The sequence below is a fragment of the Glycomyces tarimensis genome (assembly GCF_054776215.1).
Genome location: NZ_BAAHCB010000001.1, coordinates 325402 through 342134, shown reverse-complemented (window position 1 = coordinate 342134; position 16733 = coordinate 325402). Strand labels below are relative to the sequence as shown.

At 68.8% G+C, this 16733-nt stretch carries 18 protein-coding genes and 1 tRNA gene; 8 read left to right on the top strand and 11 right to left on the bottom strand.

Annotated features, from left to right (window positions below; translation table 11 throughout):
* Positions 1-38: 38 nt before the first annotated feature.
* The 4 genes from ACYVK3_RS01650 to ACYVK3_RS01635 form a co-directional block, all read right to left on the bottom strand.
* Positions 39-1571, bottom strand: a complete 1533-nt coding sequence (locus ACYVK3_RS01650) for a hypothetical protein (RefSeq protein ID WP_460495495.1) — start codon at positions 1569-1571, stop codon at positions 39-41.
* A gap of 19 nt (positions 1572-1590) precedes the next feature.
* On the bottom strand, positions 1591-2103 hold the full coding sequence (locus tag ACYVK3_RS01645; protein ID WP_460495494.1) for a SigE family RNA polymerase sigma factor: 513 nt from the start codon (positions 2101-2103) through the stop codon (positions 1591-1593).
* 130 nt (positions 2104-2233) lie between these two features.
* Positions 2234-3070 carry a hypothetical protein gene (locus ACYVK3_RS01640; protein ID WP_460495493.1) on the bottom strand — a complete coding sequence of 279 codons (837 nt, stop codon included), beginning with the start codon at positions 3068-3070 and terminating at the stop codon, positions 2234-2236.
* 436 nt (positions 3071-3506) lie between these two features.
* Complete coding sequence (locus tag ACYVK3_RS01635; RefSeq protein WP_460495492.1) at positions 3507-3686, bottom strand: hypothetical protein; 180 nt, start codon at positions 3684-3686, stop codon at positions 3507-3509.
* A gap of 137 nt (positions 3687-3823) precedes the next feature.
* Here ACYVK3_RS01635 and ACYVK3_RS01630 point away from each other — a divergent pair.
* From ACYVK3_RS01630 to ACYVK3_RS01615, 4 genes are all read left to right on the top strand, one after another.
* Positions 3824-3898: transfer RNA gene (locus tag ACYVK3_RS01630), tRNA-Gln, on the top strand.
* 545 nt (positions 3899-4443) lie between these two features.
* Positions 4444-5250, top strand: a complete 807-nt coding sequence (locus ACYVK3_RS01625; RefSeq protein ID WP_460495491.1) for a tryptophan 2,3-dioxygenase — start codon at positions 4444-4446, stop codon at positions 5248-5250.
* Positions 5226-6440: an aminotransferase class V-fold PLP-dependent enzyme gene (locus ACYVK3_RS01620; protein WP_460495490.1), complete on the top strand. Its 1215-nt coding sequence runs from the start codon at positions 5226-5228 to the stop codon at positions 6438-6440. Before ACYVK3_RS01625 ends, ACYVK3_RS01620 begins: the two co-directional genes overlap by 25 nt.
* Positions 6441-6442: 2 nt before the next feature.
* Complete coding sequence (locus ACYVK3_RS01615) at positions 6443-6976, top strand: hypothetical protein (protein WP_460495489.1); 534 nt, start codon at positions 6443-6445, stop codon at positions 6974-6976.
* 18 nt (positions 6977-6994) lie between these two features.
* Here ACYVK3_RS01615 and ACYVK3_RS01610 read toward each other — a convergent pair whose 3' ends face one another.
* The 5 genes from ACYVK3_RS01610 to ACYVK3_RS01590 all read right to left on the bottom strand — a co-directional run bounded on the left by ACYVK3_RS01610 (position 6995) and on the right by ACYVK3_RS01590 (position 10619).
* Positions 6995-7849, bottom strand: coding sequence for a GNAT family N-acetyltransferase (locus ACYVK3_RS01610; protein ID WP_460495606.1), 855 nt, complete (start codon positions 7847-7849; stop codon positions 6995-6997).
* 83 nt (positions 7850-7932) lie between these two features.
* Positions 7933-8283, bottom strand: a complete 351-nt coding sequence (locus tag ACYVK3_RS01605) for a hypothetical protein (RefSeq protein WP_460495488.1) — start codon at positions 8281-8283, stop codon at positions 7933-7935.
* A gap of 365 nt (positions 8284-8648) precedes the next feature.
* Positions 8649-9311, bottom strand: coding sequence for a type 1 glutamine amidotransferase domain-containing protein (locus tag ACYVK3_RS01600; protein ID WP_460495487.1), 663 nt, complete (start codon positions 9309-9311; stop codon positions 8649-8651).
* A gap of 109 nt (positions 9312-9420) precedes the next feature.
* Entirely contained in the window at positions 9421-10299 is an 879-nt protein-coding gene (locus ACYVK3_RS01595) for an SRPBCC family protein (RefSeq protein ID WP_460495486.1), read from the bottom strand.
* Entirely contained in the window at positions 10296-10619 is a 324-nt protein-coding gene (locus ACYVK3_RS01590; protein ID WP_460495485.1) for an ArsR/SmtB family transcription factor, read from the bottom strand. The genes ACYVK3_RS01595 and ACYVK3_RS01590 overlap by 4 nt, the downstream gene beginning before the upstream one ends.
* A 106-nt stretch (positions 10620-10725) precedes the next feature.
* On the opposite strand from ACYVK3_RS01590, the gene ACYVK3_RS01585 reads away from it, so the two are divergent.
* Positions 10726-11445 carry a DUF981 domain-containing protein gene (locus ACYVK3_RS01585; protein WP_460495484.1) on the top strand — a complete coding sequence of 240 codons (720 nt, stop codon included), beginning with the start codon at positions 10726-10728 and terminating at the stop codon, positions 11443-11445.
* A 148-nt stretch (positions 11446-11593) separates the two neighbouring features.
* On the opposite strand, the gene ACYVK3_RS01580 is transcribed toward ACYVK3_RS01585, so the two are convergent.
* Positions 11594-12778 (bottom strand): homogentisate 1,2-dioxygenase, encoded by a 1185-nt coding sequence (locus ACYVK3_RS01580; RefSeq protein WP_460495483.1) that lies wholly within the window; start codon positions 12776-12778, stop codon positions 11594-11596.
* 124 nt (positions 12779-12902) lie between these two features.
* Between ACYVK3_RS01580 and ACYVK3_RS01575 the strand changes: the two genes are divergently transcribed.
* Positions 12903-13691 carry a hypothetical protein gene (locus ACYVK3_RS01575; RefSeq protein WP_460495482.1) on the top strand — a complete coding sequence of 263 codons (789 nt, stop codon included), beginning with the start codon at positions 12903-12905 and terminating at the stop codon, positions 13689-13691.
* Entirely contained in the window at positions 13688-14893 is a 1206-nt protein-coding gene (gene fahA, locus ACYVK3_RS01570) for a fumarylacetoacetase (protein ID WP_460495481.1), read from the top strand. The genes ACYVK3_RS01575 and fahA overlap by 4 nt, the downstream gene beginning before the upstream one ends.
* On the opposite strand, the gene ACYVK3_RS01565 is transcribed toward fahA, so the two are convergent.
* Complete coding sequence (locus ACYVK3_RS01565) at positions 14880-15371, bottom strand: Lrp/AsnC family transcriptional regulator (RefSeq protein WP_460495480.1); 492 nt, start codon at positions 15369-15371, stop codon at positions 14880-14882. The genes fahA and ACYVK3_RS01565 overlap by 14 nt on opposite strands.
* A gap of 133 nt (positions 15372-15504) precedes the next feature.
* Here ACYVK3_RS01565 and hppD point away from each other — a divergent pair, with 133 nt between their 5' ends.
* Positions 15505-16719: a 4-hydroxyphenylpyruvate dioxygenase family protein gene (gene hppD / locus ACYVK3_RS01560; RefSeq protein WP_460495479.1), complete on the top strand. Its 1215-nt coding sequence runs from the start codon at positions 15505-15507 to the stop codon at positions 16717-16719.
* Positions 16720-16733 lie beyond the last annotated feature (14 nt).

Below are 16733 nucleotides of genomic sequence, written 5' to 3'. Positions count from 1 at the left end.
GCCGCGCCGTTGCCGTCGGGAGGAGCAGGCTCCCGTTGTCAGTCCTCGCTCGAGGCGTCCTCGTCGTAGACCGGCGCCGGCATGGCCGCCGCCAACTCGTTGAACTCCTCGGCGCTGAGGCTGAAGCCGACCGCGGTGTCGAAGGTCAGGAACAACTGCACCGCCCAGCCGGACTCGTCGAAGACGGTCACGTCGTAGATCCCGGCAGCAGGGTTGGAGTCGACGACGGCCGTCCGGCCCTCGATCTCGATTTCCTGGCATTCGGTGCCGGCCTTACCGTCGCAGTCCGGCAGGATCCGACCGGCGCCCTCACCTCCATCGGGGGTCCACCGCTCCCATCCGCCCGGCAGCGTGTAGGTGATGTCGACCTGCGCGTCGCCGGTGGAAGCCTGGCCGGGGGCGTCGCCGACGCCCCCGCCCTCGTAGGCGATGAACGGCAGCGTGGCGGTCATGCCGTACTGGTGCAGTACCGTGCTCCCCTCACCGCTGTTCGGTTGCGGTGCCATGGCCCCCACCGAGTCGTCGATCACGTCGGCCTCGGGGTGGATAGCGGTGAGCGCCTGCTGCACGCCTTCGGCGGTGGCGGCCGCGTCGGCATCGGCGCTCTCCTCCCAGCCGTCCCCGGCCGGCCAGCCGTCCGAGCCCCCTCCAGGGCCTTCGTACGGGACGAGTGCGCTGGTGTCGTACTCGATCTCGGGCATGGCGAGCATCGCCGCTTTCAGATCCTCCGCGGTGACGTCGTAACCCTGGCCCTCGCAGCCGGTGTCCCAGGTGGACCGCAGGCCCGAGCCGTTCGGGTAGGCCACGGCGATGTGCAGCATGCATCCGTCTCCGGCGACCATGAGTCGGCGGCCGTCCTCGAGGTCCTCGGTCGAGACGCCCGAGCCGTCGTCGACGATCATCGGCATCGGGAACGCGAACTCGTCCGCGGGCCCCGGCTCGGCGGTCCAGCCGCCGGGCGCCATGGCCTCGAACGAGAAGTCGGGGGACATGTCGTCCTCCTCGTTCCCGCTCCAGGCGTGGTGGCTGCGCAGGTAGGCTTCGCCCTCGTTGCCCGCCGATGTCTCTCTCGGCATGAACTGGAGCGGCAGATCGTGATATCCCAGCTCCGAGAGCGCCGCGGTGTAGCTGCCGCCGCGGTCGATCTCCTGTTGGACCTCCTCGTCTGAGGGAGGCGAGTAGTCCAGGTCGCCGGCCTCTGCGTATCCGGCCTCGACCAGCAGATCGCCGAACTCGGCCTTGGCGGCTTCGGTCAGCTCCTGGGCCTCGAGCGCGGCGGCTTCGGTCTGATACCAGCCCGCCTCCGAGTAGGCCGACATGACCAGGTCCTCGTCGGGATCGAATCCGGTGGCCTGCGGCCGCTGGTCCTCGGGCGCATTGAGGGTGAACGCCAGCGCCGTGACCGCGGCGAGCGCCGCCACCCCCGCGGTAGCGGCGCCTCCGAGGACGGCGCGGTTGCGGCGGCGGACGCGATATCCGTCGCGGACGATCTGGTCGAGGTCGAAGCCGGCGGGCGGCGCGGCGTCCGGCACGGCCCTGCCGATCACTTCCCCGGGATCTTGCTCGTTCATGCTGTTTCCCCTTCTTCCGCTATGCCCGGATCGGGACCGATGAATGGGCCAGCAGCGCCTTCAGCTTCTGCAGCCCCTTCGCCGACTGGCTCTTCACGGTCCCGGTCGAACAGCCCATGGCCGTAGCGGTTTCCTCAACCGACAGTTGCTCCCAATACCGCAGGACGAGCGTCGCGCGTTGCCTCGGCGGCAGCTGTTTCAACGCGGCCAGCACCTCCAGTCGCACCTCCACCGCCTCCTGCGGATGATTCGAGGCGGTGTCCGGCAGGTCGTCCGAGGCGCGCTCGCGGCGCACCCAGCTCAGTCGGCGGTGCGAGATGAAGACGTTGGTGACGATCTTGCGCACGTATGCGGGGGCGCCGCCCGGTTCGACTCGCCGCCAGGCCGCGAACAGCTTCGTGAGCGCCTTCTGGACGATGTCGTCGGCCTCGTACCAGTCCCCACACAGCAGGTACGCGTATTTGCGCAGGCTCTCGCGCTGGGCGATGGCGAAGGATCGGAACTCCGCCTCTTGCTGCTCCTGATTCTCCACGGGGCCTCTTTCGATCGGACGGGTCTGGGCGGGCCGGTCTCCGCGAGATGGGGCGAGTGCGGCCCGTCACGGCCAAGTACGTGGCCGGGGGCCGATCGGTTGCCCCGGTTCGCGGATATTCGGCCGGGCGTCAATCCGAGGTCTCGAGCCGGACGCCGAGCAGCGCCGCGAGCGCCTGGTCGTAGCCGTCGGTGACGCCGTGGTGGGCCGTGACGGAGCAGCGGGCGGGAGGCAGGTCACCGCGGTCGATGTAGAGGTAGGCGTGGGCGCGGGTGTAGTCGACCTCGGTCGGACCGGCTTCGGGGTCGTCCCACATCGTCCAGTGGTACTGGACCTCGACGAGGAAGGCCTGCCTGCCGTCGATGACGTAGTCGCCGTACTCGGGGCCTGCGACGCGGCTGAACTCGTCGCCGACGCTGTGGTAGTCGTCGCTGCGGGCCTCCTCGGCGGCGAACCACGCCTCGTGGTCGGTGAAGTCGGCTGGGTAGCGCTCCAGGCTGTCGCGGAGGTCGCCGCAGATGAGGACGACGGTGTCGCCGCCGGCCTCCTTGTGGAAGGTGGCGCTGGTGTCGCCGAGGTCCTGGAGGGTCCATTCGGCGCCCTGCGGCCGGGGGAGCCAGCTGTCGCGTTCCAGGGTGAACGCGTAGTGGTCCTCGGCCTCGTCGGGGTCGAACGGGCCGAGGCCCTCGGTGAGATCGGTGCCGACCGGGGTGAAGCCCTGGTCGTCGTCGGCGAAGAGCAGGAAGGCGGCCGTGGCGCCGCCGAGTATCAGCGCGCCGACGATGGCGACCATGACCAGCAGCGCGAGCCGGGACTGGCGCGGGTGCTCTCGCCGCTCCTCGACCGATTCGGGCGGCGCCAGGGGCGGCTCGGGCGGAATCATGTCCGGAGCGTCGGGCGGCGGGTCCTCGCCGAGGCGCCGCAGCTCCTTCGGAGAGTCGTCTTCCGCATGCGAGTCGGTGGGCATGGCCCATTCTAGGGCGAACCGTCCGAGGCGGTGCTCACCCGATCCGGGAACCGGCCGCGCCGACGCGCAGTGCATTGACCGCCGACGCCGCGACCCAGGCGGAGCCGACCGCGCTGGCGGGCACGAGGACCGGCAGGGCGGGTGGGCTGTCGGCCGGGTCGGCGACGAGGGCGATCGAGCCTGCTCGGCGTCTGGGAGCGGATCGCCGCGGTCAAGCCCTCGACGGGCGCCCTCGGCATCGTCCTGGCCCTGTTCGGCTGCGTCGGCGGCATCGCCTTCGGCCTCCAGGGCTTCTTCGAGGGCATCTTCGGGATCTCGGGCCAGGAGTCCCTGGCCGCCGCAGAGGCGTACCCGATCGCCTCGGCGATCGTGCTGTGGCTGCCCGGCCCGATGATGCCGACCGGCCTGGTCGCGCTCGGCATCGACCTGGCCTGGTTCAAGCTCGCGCCCGTGCGCTCTGCTGGTCCTCAGCGGCGCGGCCTTCCCGTTCAGCCGCATCACCCGCACCGAGTCGATCGCCCACCTTGCCGACGCCCTCATCCTGGTCGCCTTCGTGGCCCTCGCCGTCGCGTACTTCCGCACCGGCCTCAACGCACCCGCCGAGCAGCGAATCCACGCCTCCGCCCCGTGAGACCCGCCGGCCCCCGCAAGCGCGTGGTTTGCATCACGGGAGCCCGTTTGCGGGGGCGAACGAGGGTCCGGTACAGTTGTTCCGCGTCGGCGCGACGAGCTTTCGAAGCGCTTTGACACCATTGGGGTATGGTGTAATTGGCAACACGGCTGATTCTGGTTCAGTTGTTCTTGGTTCGAGTCCAGGTACCCCAGCCACAAGCTTCAAGAGGGCCGCGTTTCGCGGCCCTTTCTTGTTGCCGCGGGCAGTTGAGCTCCAAGATGCCACATGTAGACGTGGGTTCGGCAAATCTCGACCTCAGCGGTTTACGCTTCCGTCTGTCAACGACCTTGCGAGATCGGCAAAGTATCGTTCAGCGGCGTCCGCAGACTCGAACAGGACTTCCGCGCTGTCGCCGTAGCCTCGGTTGACCGCGTGGAGCCACTCGCTGAGGAGCCACAGCTCCTCGCCTTCTGCGTAGTCGGCATCCGGTTGGCCCTCGTTACTGAGGTATTCCTCGGCAGCGAGCAGTTCGGTGACCCGTGTGGCGGCCGTGGTGAACCGAAGCGATCCCGAGCCGTTACCTGCGGACGGGCCCGTCCATCGTTCCAGCGGTGGTGCTTCGTCTGATCGAGGCAAGGGGTCTGCACGCCACCGATCCGAGCGACCGCCTTCTCAGCGGTGGTGATCCGGCGATGGGAAGCGCGGGCATGCGCCGGTTTTACCGCTGCGACGACAACCTGACGCCCTGTATAAACGACGCATGGCACAACCACACGACCCGACCGGCAAAGCCCCGGAAGGCTCGCTCACCTATTCGTCCTACCTGGCGCTGGGGGAAATCCTCTCAGCCCAGCGCACGAAGAGCGATGAACACGATGAAATGCTCTTCATCGTCATCCACCAGGTATACGAGCTCTGGTTCAAGCAGCTCCTGCATGAGCTCCGCGAAGTGCAACGGCGGCTGGAGGCCGGTGACGCTTCCAACGCCATGCGCACGCTGCGTCGATGCCTCACCATACTGAAGGTCGCGGTCCACAATGTCGACGTCCTCGAGACGATGACGCCCACCCAGTTCTTGACCTTCCGGGATCGGCTCGACGCCTCCAGCGGCTTCCAGTCCGCGCAGTTCCGCGTCCTCGAGGCGGTCCTGGGGCGACGCGAACGACGCGTATTGAACTATTACGTCGAGGGCTCGGAGGACTATCGTCGCATTGAGGAAGCGCTGGGCAGCCCCAACCTCTACGACTCCTATATACGGTTCCTGGCGGTGAAGAACTACGACGTCGCACCCGAAAGAGCCTGGAGCGAACCGCTCGATCTCAATGAGCGCAACCAGCGAGCCATCGTGGAGGTCTACAAGGACGATGCCGGACCGGCGGTCGTCACCGAGCTCCTGGTCGACCTCGACGAGGGCTTCCAGGAATGGCGGTACCGCCACGTCATGATGGTCAAGCGAACCATCGGAGAGAAAATGGGCACAGGGGGCTCCTCCGGGGTCGACTATCTCAAATCCACCACGTTCACCGCCTCCTTTCCGGACCTGTGGGCCGTCAGGAGCGAGCTGTGAACCCTCGTGACCTCGCCGGCCACTATTCGAAGTTCAATGTCGCCGATCGTCTCCTCCTGACCGGGCACTCCCACCAGGCCTGGCCGGATGTGGCCCTGGAAGGACTGGTCGAATCGTTCGAGGACGCGGCCCGACACGTGGACGCCAAATGGGAGTCGGCGTTCGCGAAGGCGGAACAGGTGCGCGAGTCCGTTCGCGGTTGGATCGACGCCCCACGGGCCCCCATCGCTCTGGGGTCCTCTACCCACGAGCTTTTGGTGGTCATGCTCTCTTCGGTGGATTTCAAGCGGCGCAGGAGGATCGTGACCACCGATGCCGAATTCCACTCCGCATCCAGGCAGCTTCGGCGACTCGGGGAAGCCGGGATCGAACTCGACGTCGTCGCGGCCGAACCCGTGTCTACCCTCGCCGAGCGCATGAGTGAGCGCATTGACGAGAACACCGCAGTGGCCTTCGTGTCGTCCGTGCTGTTCACCAATTCCCTCCGCGTCCCGAACCTAGGAGCGCTGGCGGACCGATCGCTCCGGGCCGGTTGCGAGCTTGTCGTCGACGCCTATCACCACGTGGGGCCCGTACCGTTCTCGGTGCCCGAGCTGGGCCTCGGCACCGCTTGGATCGTCGGCGGGGGCTACAAGTACCTGCAATGGGGCGAGGGAGTGTGCTACCTGCGAATTCCCGAGCACGCTCTGCGATATCGACCGGTGATCACCGGATGGTTCGCCGAGTTCGGCGCCCTCGAAAGCGACGCTCGCCCGGACGCGGTGCCGTACGCTGCCGGCCAAGCGAGATTCGCCGGTTCCACCTACGATCCCTCCAGTCATTACCGCGCGGCCCGGGTGGTGCGGTTCTTCGACGACCAAGGCCTGACCCCGCAAACCCTGGCGGCATCCTACGAACGGCAGATCCACCTCCTGATGGACGCGTTCGACAAGCTCGATCTCCCCGAGACGCTTATAAGCAGAGCCGACCTGTCCCCGGCCGCCGTGGGCGGGTTCCTCACGCTTTCGAGCAGCAAGGCTCTAGAGATCCAGCGAGACCTGGCCCGAGCGGGAGTCATGGCCGACGCAAGGGGACCGCACCTCCGGTTCGGGCCGGCGCCATATCTACGTGACGACCAGCTGACGGAGGCTGTCGGGCGACTCGAAGCGATCGTTCGCGACCTCGCAGCGCAGGGCTTCGGCGAAGGTTGAGCATGGTCTCGGCCGCCGAGGGTTCTTCGGCGAGCCGTGTTTCGCGGCCCTCTTGCGTTACCGCTGCATACTGGCCGGGGCTGTCGACCCGAGTCGGATTGGAGACGAGCGACGATATGCTGCGAGCGTGGTGGGACCCAGGCTGGTACGCCCTCGATCAGCCGTTGAAAGTCGGTCGGCACGACACCTTCGCGTTCTACCGACGGGGCCTCCCCGCGAGGCCGGGATACGACCGGGTCTTCGCGAACAATGTGGGCAGTGCTTGGGATTACCGCTCGGCGACGGTCGTGTCGATCGAGCATGCGCGGTTCGGACCGCTCGATGAGGTCGACACCGCGCAGTTCGGCCAGTACACCTTCCGTTTCAGCGATGGACGGTGGGTGACCGTCGAAGCCGAGGAACGCCTCGGCGATGTCGAGGCCGCCAGCGCGGACTTTCCGGTCGATGTCTGCGAACGCGCCTGGGCCGAGCACTCGGGATGGGCGCTCGCTGTAGCGCTCGCCGACATCACCACAGCGAGCCCGAACCACGCCTGACCGAGCGGCAGAGCGGTATCAAGCGTCTCGGCGTAGATCCCGGCTCTCGGGGAGTGGCAGGAAACCGGCTGAGCTGTAGGCGGCGACGCCGGCGACATTGGAGCTCGGGGTGGCGACGATCGCGCTCGACGAGCCCAGCTCCCGGAGCGCGGCCGCCCCGGCGAGGGTGATCGCCTTGCCGTATCCGTGACCGCGGTGGTCGCGGTGCGCGCCCAACGGCTCGATCAATCCGGGCCTACCGGGACCGGCCGACCACACGGTCGCCGCTGCCACCGCGTTGCCCCGGTCGTCGTAGGCGACCAGACAGCGGGCATCGGCGTACCGCGATCCGGCCGCCATCGCGTGCCAGCGCTCGTCGGTGAACGTCGACCCGTCGAACGACGCCCGATGTACGGCGGTCCTCACGTGCGCCCGCTCCGGCCCGATCACCTCGATTCGCACGCCAGGGTCCTTCACCGGCTCGGTGAGGCCGCGGCGCAGCGGCGTCCACGGCTCATCGGTGCGCCAGCCGTCCTTGAGCAGCAGCTCTTGGATCAGTGCGTCCATCGGCGCTTCGATATACACCTTCCCCGCGGGCAGTACGCCGCGCTCTGGATCGGCCACGTCCGCAGCCAGCTGCCGCGCCAGCTCCTCGTCCTGTCGAGCGTCGGAGGCGATCGTCAGCCGCAACAGCCCGGGACCGTCCAGCAGCCCGATGGCGAGTGTCCGTCCGTCCCGACTCCACGTCCGGACCGCCGCGGCCGTCGCCTCAGCCCCGAATCGCCAGAACCAGCCCAGGTCACCAGGATGCAGTTGCAACGGCGCCCCCTCGTGCCACTCCCGCAGCACGTCCACGACCTCGTTGAGTTCCTCGACCGCCGGCTCGCGCAACATCATCGCCATATCCCTGAGCACACACCACCCCACCGGTGGTCGGCAACTGATTTCGGGACCGTTGGCGTGGTAGCGGGACGGGGCTACGGTTCGGCGCTGTAGAACCGCCGGCCGACGTAGTCCAAGGCGTTGGCTCGGATCGTGCGCTTTGCCTGCCGTTCAAGGTCCTGCAGACAGCTACAGGCGTCGAGCCTGCCGGCCGTGGCGCACCGCCACAGGCCGAGGATGCGGAGCGCCTTCGCCGTCTGCCGCAGGGAGTCGGCTCCGGTTACGTGGTCGGCCAGCTTCGAGGTCACCGCTCGTATGAGCGGAGCGGTGTCAGGGCCGCACAGCTCCTCGACGTGTGCCGGCAGCGCCTCAGCCTCGAAGCGCCCAGCACTGTCGAGGAAGCGAGCGGCCGTTGCCAGATCGCGGCAATCGTTGAGGCCGAGCACGCCTTTGACATCGTGCTGGCCGAGGACTCGGACGAAGACGTTCCGGGTCTCGCGCTGCCATTGCCGCTCGAGGTAGCGGCTTCGTCCGGTCGCATCGTGTTCCGAAGGCGGCGGGGCGGGACGGCTCTGGCCCGATGGGCGTTCGAATCCGCAGTGGTCGTCGCAGGAGCGCCAGCGGTGGCGACGACACGGTTGGCCGTCTTGCTTCGTGGGGGCTCCGCATTCCGGCGCAGGCATGCACCCGAATGTCCCACGACTCGCGAGTCCGCAGTCGCAGTTGTCGTTGATCTGACACAGACGGTGTGGACCGCCGAGCGCTCGTCCGATCTGGACGCCTCATGCGGGCCTCGAACCGGCGGCCGCCATCATCTCAGCGCATCGACCACGAGCCGGGCGGTGTGCGTCGCGGAGGCGGGGTTCTGACCGGTCACGAGACGGCCGTCGGCCACCGCGTACTCGCTGAACTTCTCGCCGCCTTCCCATCGCGCGCCGCGCTCTTCCAGGCGCGTCTGGAGCAGGAACGGGACGACGTCCTCGCGCTTCATGGCGGCCTCCTCCTCGTTGGTGAACGAGTTGATCCGCTTGCCCTCCACGAGATAGGTGCCGTCGGAGAGCTTCGCGTCGACCAGGGCCGCGGGGCCGTGGCACACGGCGGAGACGACGCCTCCCAGCTCGTAGATGTCCACCGCGGCGCCGGCGAGCTTCGAATTCGGGAAGTCCCACATGGTGCCGTGCCCGCCGACGAAGAAGACCGCGTCGTACCGGCTCGGATCGATGTCGCTCGCCTTGGGGGTCGACCGCAGGCGCTCGCTCTCGCGATCGAGGAATTCCCGCTGCACCGGGTCGTCCTCGTCGAGGCCCTCCCGCGGCGGTTCGCCGCCTTCGATGGACACGTAGTCGACGTCGAAGCCCGCGTCGCGGAAGACCTCCCACGGACGCGCGGCCTCCGGGACGGTGTACCCGGTCTGCTCTCCGGTGTCGCCGAGCTCGGCGTGGCTGGTGAGCGCCATCAGGACTCGCTTGCTCATAGCTGCATTCCTCCGTTGCATCGTCGGGTGCCGCGGCGGTGCCGCGGCGAGTGGGTACCCGACGAAGCCGGAACAATTCGCGCCGTGACGGGAGAGGCCCTCGTCCGGGTCACTGTGCTGCGAGCGCGGCCCCTGCTCTGGCGATGGAGGGGATGGCCGCGTTGCCCCATTGTTCGACGGCGTCTTCGAGTTCGTCCGGCTCGGTGCCGCGGACTTCGAGGAAGAGGCGGGCGCCGTGGCCGGTGCCCTCGCCCAGGCGCAGCCGCACCTCGTCGCCGGGTGCTCGCTCCGCCACCGTGAAGGAGCACGTGCGGGGAGCGTCGACTTCGGTGACGGTGCCGAGGGCGGCTTCGGTCGCCGCGCTCGCGCGGAGTTCCTCGCCGACCGCCGGGGCCCGCAGCTGTGCTCCGGTCGCCGGGTCGGTGCCGAAGAAGAGGTCCCAGGCGGTCTCGGCGGGGCAGGTCAGTTGGCGCTCGAACTTGGCGTGCCAGCCGGTGTCCGTTCTGGTGATCACAGGTCGGTCGAGCCCGAAGTGCGCTACCAGCTGCTCGTGCCGATCGACGTTGCCGGTGGGCTCGGTCGGTTCGTCGCCGGCCAGGACGTCGCTCAGCCCTGCCAGGCACGTCTCCCAGCCGGTCGCGAAGCTCGCCGCCCCGGGAAGGTCGTCGAAGTGGTGGGTGAGGACGAACAGGGTCTGGTCCTGTTCGGGGCGCAGCTCGAATTCGAGGCGGTCCGTGTCCCAGGTGAAGGACAGGTACCGGGGCGGATCGACTTCCAGCACCCGGCCGGTGGCGCTCGCCCCCTCCATGCCGCCGAAGCGGGCCTCGCCGTCCTTCGTCAGTTCGAACGCGGCACCCGCGGGGAACCACTGCGCGAGGCTCTCGGGCGTGGTCACGGCCCGCCATACCCGTTCGATCGGGTGGTCGTATCGGCGCTCGACCCTGATCGCCGGGCGCGGGCGGTCGGTGAGCAGTTCGGGCTCGGTCATCGGTTCTCCTCTTCCTCACGTATGGCGTCGAGTCGCTCCCCGAGGCGGTCGAGGCGCCGTTCCCACATCCATCGGTAGGGCTCGAGCCACTCGGCCACTTCGATCAGCGGTTCGGGACGCAGTTCGTACCAGCGGCGCTGCGCGTCGACGCGAACGGCCACGAAGCCGGCATCGCGGAGCACCCGCAGGTGCTTCGACATGATCGGCTGGCTGACGCCCAGCTCCTCGGCGAGCTCTCCGACGGTCTTCGGGCCGTGCCGGAGCCGTTCGATGACGTCCCGGCGAGCCGGTAGCGACAGCACCTCGAAGATCGACAGCATGAACCTAACATACCACTGATGGTATATACGTCAAGATTCATGTGCGCGGAGCCGGCGGTTTCGCGAAAGCGGTGTCGGCGCTCCTGCGAGTGCCTAGCATCCGCTTATGGACACCGAGGAGACGATCGCGCAGGGGCTGACGATCGACTGGGCGCAGATGCCGACCTACAACACGATCATGTCGGTCGCGGCCGGCGCCGGACTGCTCATGGTGGTCGCCTTCATCCGCCGGGTCGGGGAACCGGAACGGCCGCTGAACGCCGAGGGCTGGGCCATGGGCTTCGGCGTCACCGGAGCCATCCTCGCCGTCACCGGGCTGCACATGACCTTGACCTGGCCGCTCGCCGCTGGAGGCTTCCCCTTCGACAACATCATCTTCGGCGAGCCGAGCCTGGCCTTCGGCGTGCTGCTGTCGTTCGCCGCGTTCTACCTGTGGCGGCGCGCCGCGGTGCTCGAAGCCGCCCCCGACCGCTTCGAGGCGATCGCCGCGGTGGCGCGGCCGGCGTCGATCTTCGTGCTCGGCATGGGCCTGGCCTCGTTCGGCATCGCCGCGGCCGGGGTCGGTTACGAGCTGTTCGCCGCGCCGCCCGAAGAGCCGATCTCGGGCGAGTTCGCCGAGAACCCGATGATCGAGGCCGTCTTCATCTCAGGCCTGTACGCCCTGGTGGGCGTCGGCGCGGTCCTGTTCGGGCCGGCGCTCAAAGCGGGCCGGCGGGCGGTGTCGGTCGTGATGCTCGTCGCCTGGTTCCTCGCCGGCCTCGCATTCCTGCTGTTCGGTGCCCTGAACTACTTCACGCACATCGGTCTGATCGTCAACACCATGTAGCGCTCGGCCGCGAGCGGCGACGGCCATATCGCCGTAGAGGAGCCACCGAACATCCGCGGCTCCGACGGGTCCGGACGGTCCCCGAGCACCTCGCGGACCCGAGCGGCCGGCTGCTCGTCATACGCCGTGGCCCGATCGCCCCACCGGCCTAGAGCCCCGGGTCGCGGTTCCAAGTCCACGCGTAGTTCGTGTCCTCGACGTCCAGGGCCGCCTCGCACAGCTCCAGTGGACGGAAGGTGTCGACCATGACCGCCAGTTCGTCGAAGTAGTCCGCGCCGATCGAGCGCTCCGGCGCCCCCGGCTGCGGCCCGTGCGTGAAGCCCGACGGGTGCAGCGAGATCGAGCCCTGCTCGATGCCCGAGCCGCGCCTGGCCTCGTAGTTCCCTCCGCAGTAGAACATGACCTCGTCGGAGTCGACGTTGTGGTGGTTGTACGGCACCGGGATCGCGTCCGGATGGTAGTCGACCTTGCGCGGCACGAAGTTGCAGATCACGAAGTTCGAACCCTGGAACACCTGGTGCGCCGGCGGCGGCTGGTGGATGCGGCCGGTGATCGGCTCGAAATCGTGGATCGAGAACACCCACGGGTACAGGCACCCGTCCCATCCGACCACGTCGAAGGGGTGGTGGGCGTAGGTGAACTTCGTCCAGAGCGTGGAGCCGCCACGGCCCCGGTGCTGGACGTAGACGTCCACATCCTCGCCGTCCACCAGCAGCGGCTCCTCGGGGCCGCGCAGGTCCCGCTCGCAGTACGGCGCGTGCTCAAGGAACTGGCCCCGCACCGACAGGTAGCGCTTCGGCGGCGTGATGTGGCCCGTCGACTCCACCACGAGGGTGCGCAGCGGCTCGTCGCCGGTCGGGACGATCCGGTAGGTCGTCGACATCGGCATGATGAGGTAGTCGCCCTGGGCGATGTCGATCGCGCCGAACGAGGTCTCCACATGCGCCGAGCCGTCCTCGACGTAGACGCACTCATCGCCGATGGCGTTGCGGTACAGCGGCGAAGGCCGGTCGGCCACCGAGTAGGAGATGCGGCAGTCGGCGTTCGACAGCAGGTGGTTGCGGCCGAAGACCGCATCGCCCGCGCCGTCGAGCTTGTGCGTGCGCAGATGCCGCGGCTTGAGCGGGTGGTTCGGCACCGGCTCGGCCCTCTCCGGCCGGTGCTCGGTGCTGGAACTGATCGCGGTGGGCCTGAACCGGTGGTACAGCAGCGAGGAGTCCGAGGAGAAGCCCTCCTGGCCCATGAGCTCCTCGGAGTACAGGCTCCCGTCGGCTTGGCGGAACTGCGTGTGTCGCTTGTCGGGGATCTGCCCGAGCGAACGGTAGAACGGCACGACGACTCCTTTGTCGGTGCGCGGGCGGATGGGTGGTGCGCCCGCTGCGGTTGGCTACGCCCCGAGAATATCGTTATCCACGGTCCTGATCGACAACTCCGCGCCGCCGCCGTACCCTCAGGGCATGTCTGGTGCCATCCCTGCGGTGTTGCAGAACCTCATCGACGACGCGGCGGTCTTCCCGCCCGGCGACGCGCCGCTGGCGGCGGCCGTCCCGGACCACCGAGGCCACCGCCAGTCCTGGTACGCGCCGATGGTGGGCCCGCTCCTGGTGCCCGCCAGCCGCCTCCCGGATCTGGCGCCGAGCCGCACCCGGATGCGCATCGGCGTCGTCGTCGACGTCGAACCCGAACAGGTCGCCGAGCTCGCAGGCGCCCTCGACGAGTCGATCACGGTCGTCCAGTACGAGTCCCGCGCCGCGCTCCACCATCTGAAGCGGGCCGCCGACTGGGGCGCACCGGTCTACGCCGAGCTGCCGTTCGGCCCCGAAGGCCTCGACGCCATCATCGGCACCGGATTCGTCCCGAAGTTCCGCACCGGCGGTCTCTCCGAGGAGTTCTTCCCCTCCCCGCGGATCCTCGCCGAGGCCATCGTCGGCTGCGCCGAACGCGGCCTGCGCTTCAAACTCACCGCCGGGCTCCACCGGGCGATCCGCCACCGCGACCCCGAAACCGGCTTCGCCCACCACGGCTTCCTCAACGTCCTCGCCGCCGCCGCCGAGGCCTCCGCCGGCGTCGCCCGCGTCGAGACGATCCTGGAGTCCACCGACGCCGACGACATCGCCGGCCGGGTCAGGCGGATCCGCGACCGGCCCAGGCCGCTGTGGACCGGGTTCGGCTCGTGCAGCATCATCGAGCCTCTGGAAGATCTGATGGCACTGTCACTGGTGACGAGAGGCGGGACCGCGAAGTGAGCTGGGTCGAAGGCGCGGACGGCAGTCCGTTCGGCATACACCACCTCCCGTACGGGGTCTTCTCGACATCGAAGGACCCGCACCCGCGCGTCGGCGTCCGCATCGGCGACTTCGTGCTCGATCTGCGGGCCCTGGCGTCGGGCCCGTTCTTCATGCCGTGGATCAGGCCCCTCTTCCACGCCGCCGACCTCGGCCAGTTCATGGCCGCCGGTCCGGCCGCGTGGCGCACCGTCCGCCTCCAGCTCATCGAGATGCTCTACGACGACGTCTACGCCGACCGCCACCGGCACGTCCTCGTCCCCATCGGGGAGGCCCGGACCCACCTGCCGTTCGCCGTGGCCGACTTCGTCGACTTCTACGCCTCGGAGCACCACGCCTCCAACCTCGGGCGCATGTTCCGGCCCGACAGCGAGCCGCTCCTGCCGAACTGGAAACGCCTGCCGGTCGGCTACCACGGCCGCGCCGGCACGGTGGTGCCCTCCGGCACGCCGATCACCAGGCCCGCCGGCCAGTACAAGCGCCCCGACGGCGAGATCGAGACCGGCCCGAGCAGGCGCCTCGACATCGAGGCCGAGGTCGGCTTCGTCGTCGGCGCCGCCACCGAGCTGGGCACCGCCGTCGGACCCGACGACTTCGCCGACCACGTGTTCGGCGTCGTCCTCGTCAACGACTGGTCCGCCCGCGACATCCAAGCCTGGGAGTACCAGCCGCTCGGCCCGTTCCTCGGCAAGTCCTTCGCCACCTCGATCGGCTGCTGGGTGACCCCGCTGGAGGCGCTGGCCTGGGCGAAGACCGAGGCACCCGGGCAGGACCCGGCGCCGTTCGACTACCTCAAGGAGTCCGAGCGGTTCTCCTACGACCTGTCCATGTCGGTGTCGCTCAACGGCACCGAGGTCTCCCGGCCGCCCTTCGCCGAGATGTACTGGACGCCCGCCCAGCAGCTCGCGCACATGACCGTCAACGGCGCGAGCCTGCGCACCGGCGACCTGTTCGCCTCCGGCACCGTCTCGGGCCCCGAGAAGTCCCAGTGGGGGAGCTTCCAGGAGCTCACCTGGGCCGGGAAGGAGCCGATCGAGCTCGACGACGGCTCGCGACGGACCTTCCTGGAGGACGGCGACACCGTCACCATCACCGCCACCGCCCCCGGCCCGAACGGGGAGGTCGTCGGACTCGGCGAGGTCACCGGCGTCATCGCCGGTTGAGCCCGGCCGCCTCGGCCACCAGCGGCAGCGTCCGATGGGGGATCTGCTCGGACAGCGCGATCACGGTCGAGGCCCGCAGCACGCCCTCGCACGCCAGCACCCGGTCGATCACCTCCTGGAGCTCCGCGTTCGTGCGCGCGACGATCCGGCACAGCATGTCGCCGGTCCCCGAGACCGTGTGCGCCTCCAACACCTCCGGCACGCCCGTGAGCTCCCTCGCCACCGAGTCGTGCCCCACGGCCTGGCGCAACTCCAAGGTCACGAACGCCATCACCGGATAGCCGAGCGCCGCCGGATCGACCTGCGGCCCGTAGCCGCGGATGACGCCGCGCGCGCCCAGCTTGTCCATGCGCGCCTGCACCGTCCCGCGCGCCACCGCGAGGCGCCGGGAGCATTCGAGGACCCCGATGCGCGGTTCCTCCTCCAACAGGGCGATGAGCCGGGCGTCGAGCGCGTCGATCGGTGAATCAGTGGTCATATTGACCAGTATATGGCGCATATGATTGAGCTTTTTGTGCAAGGTGTTCATCGATCAGGCGACGACTTGCCCAGGCGAGTCACATTCGCAATGATCAAGGCCACAGCCCAACAGCGATTCTGAGGAGACGGCCATGGTCGACATCGCAGACGGACGAACGCACGACTCCGCGGGCTCCCCCGAGGCGGAAGCCCGCCTGGTCGGAGCCGTCGAGCACGACATCCGCGAAGACGCCTTCCCGATCAAGGGCTGGGACCACGTCAGGTTCTACGTGGGCAACGCCAAACAGGCCGCCCACTACTACTCCACCGCGTTCGGCATGACCTGCGTCGCCTACCGCGGCCCCGAGCAGGGCTTCCGCGAGCACGCCGAATACGTGCTGCGCTCCGGCGGCGTCACGTTCGTGCTCGCCGGCGGTGTCACCGCCGACGCGCCCGCCACCAAGCACTGCGCCGCCCACGGTGACGGCGTCATCGAGGTCGCGCTCGAAGTGCCGGACGTGGACGAGAACTACCGGTACGCCGTCAAGCAGGGCGCCATCGCCCTCGAAGAGCCGCACGACATCACCGACGAGCACGGCACCGTCCGCGTCGCCGCCATCGGCTCCTACGGCGAGACCCGCAACCTCCTCATCGACCGCTCCGCCTACACCGGACCGTTCCTGCCCGGCTTCGCCGCCCGCGAGCCCATCGTCGACCGCGCCCCGCGCATCGCCGCCGGGCACGAACCCAAGCGCTTCATCCAGGCCATCGACCACGTCGTCGGCAACGTCGAGCTCGGCAAGATGCGCGAGTGGGTCGGCTACTACGAGCGCGTCATGGGCTTCACCAACATCGTCGAGTTCGTCGACGACGCCATCGCCACCGAGTACTCCGCGCTCATGAGCAAGGTCGTCGCCAACGGCTCCCGCAAGGTCAAGTTCCCGATCAACGAGCCCGCCCCCGGCAAGAAGAAGTCCCAGATCGACGAATACCTCGAGTTCTACGGCAGCCCGGGCGTCCAGCACATCGCGCTGGCCACGAACGACATCATCGCCGCGGTCGACGCCATGCGCGCGAACGGCGTCGAGTTCCTGGAGGCCCCCGACGCCTACTACGACGACCCGGAGCTGCGCGACCGCATCGGCGAGGTCCGCGTCCCGATCGAGGAGCTCAAGGAGCACCGCGTCCTGGTCGACCGGGACGAGGACGGCTACATGCTCCAGATCTTCACCAAGCCGCAGCAGGACCGCCCGACCGTCTTCTACGAGATCATCGAGCGCCACGGCTCGCTGAGCTTCGGCAAGGGCAACTTCAAGGCCCTGTTCGAGGCCCTGGAGAAGGAGCAGGCCAGGCGCGGCAACCTCTAAGGCCGCCGCCGCCG

Coding starts and splice junctions, on each gene's coding strand:
- ACYVK3_RS01650 (WP_460495495.1), bottom strand. CDS start 1,571: ATGAACGAGCAAGATCCCGGGGAAGTGATCGGCAGGGCCGTGCCGGAC.
- ACYVK3_RS01640 (WP_460495493.1), bottom strand. CDS start 3,070: ATGCCCACCGACTCGCATGCGGAAGACGACTCTCCGAAGGAGCTGCGG.
- ACYVK3_RS01625 (WP_460495491.1), top strand. CDS start 4,444: ATGGCACAACCACACGACCCGACCGGCAAAGCCCCGGAAGGCTCGCTC.
- ACYVK3_RS01615 (WP_460495489.1), top strand. CDS start 6,443: ATGGTCTCGGCCGCCGAGGGTTCTTCGGCGAGCCGTGTTTCGCGGCCC.
- ACYVK3_RS01610 (WP_460495606.1), bottom strand. CDS start 7,849: ATGTTGCGCGAGCCGGCGGTCGAGGAACTCAACGAGGTCGTGGACGTG.
- ACYVK3_RS01600 (WP_460495487.1), bottom strand. CDS start 9,311: ATGAGCAAGCGAGTCCTGATGGCGCTCACCAGCCACGCCGAGCTCGGC.
- ACYVK3_RS01595 (WP_460495486.1), bottom strand. CDS start 10,299: ATGACCGAGCCCGAACTGCTCACCGACCGCCCGCGCCCGGCGATCAGG.
- ACYVK3_RS01590 (WP_460495485.1), bottom strand. CDS start 10,619: ATGCTGTCGATCTTCGAGGTGCTGTCGCTACCGGCTCGCCGGGACGTC.
- ACYVK3_RS01585 (WP_460495484.1), top strand. CDS start 10,726: ATGGACACCGAGGAGACGATCGCGCAGGGGCTGACGATCGACTGGGCG.
- ACYVK3_RS01575 (WP_460495482.1), top strand. CDS start 12,903: ATGTCTGGTGCCATCCCTGCGGTGTTGCAGAACCTCATCGACGACGCG.
- ACYVK3_RS01565 (WP_460495480.1), bottom strand. CDS start 15,371: ATGACCACTGATTCACCGATCGACGCGCTCGACGCCCGGCTCATCGCC.
- hppD (WP_460495479.1), top strand. CDS start 15,505: ATGGTCGACATCGCAGACGGACGAACGCACGACTCCGCGGGCTCCCCC.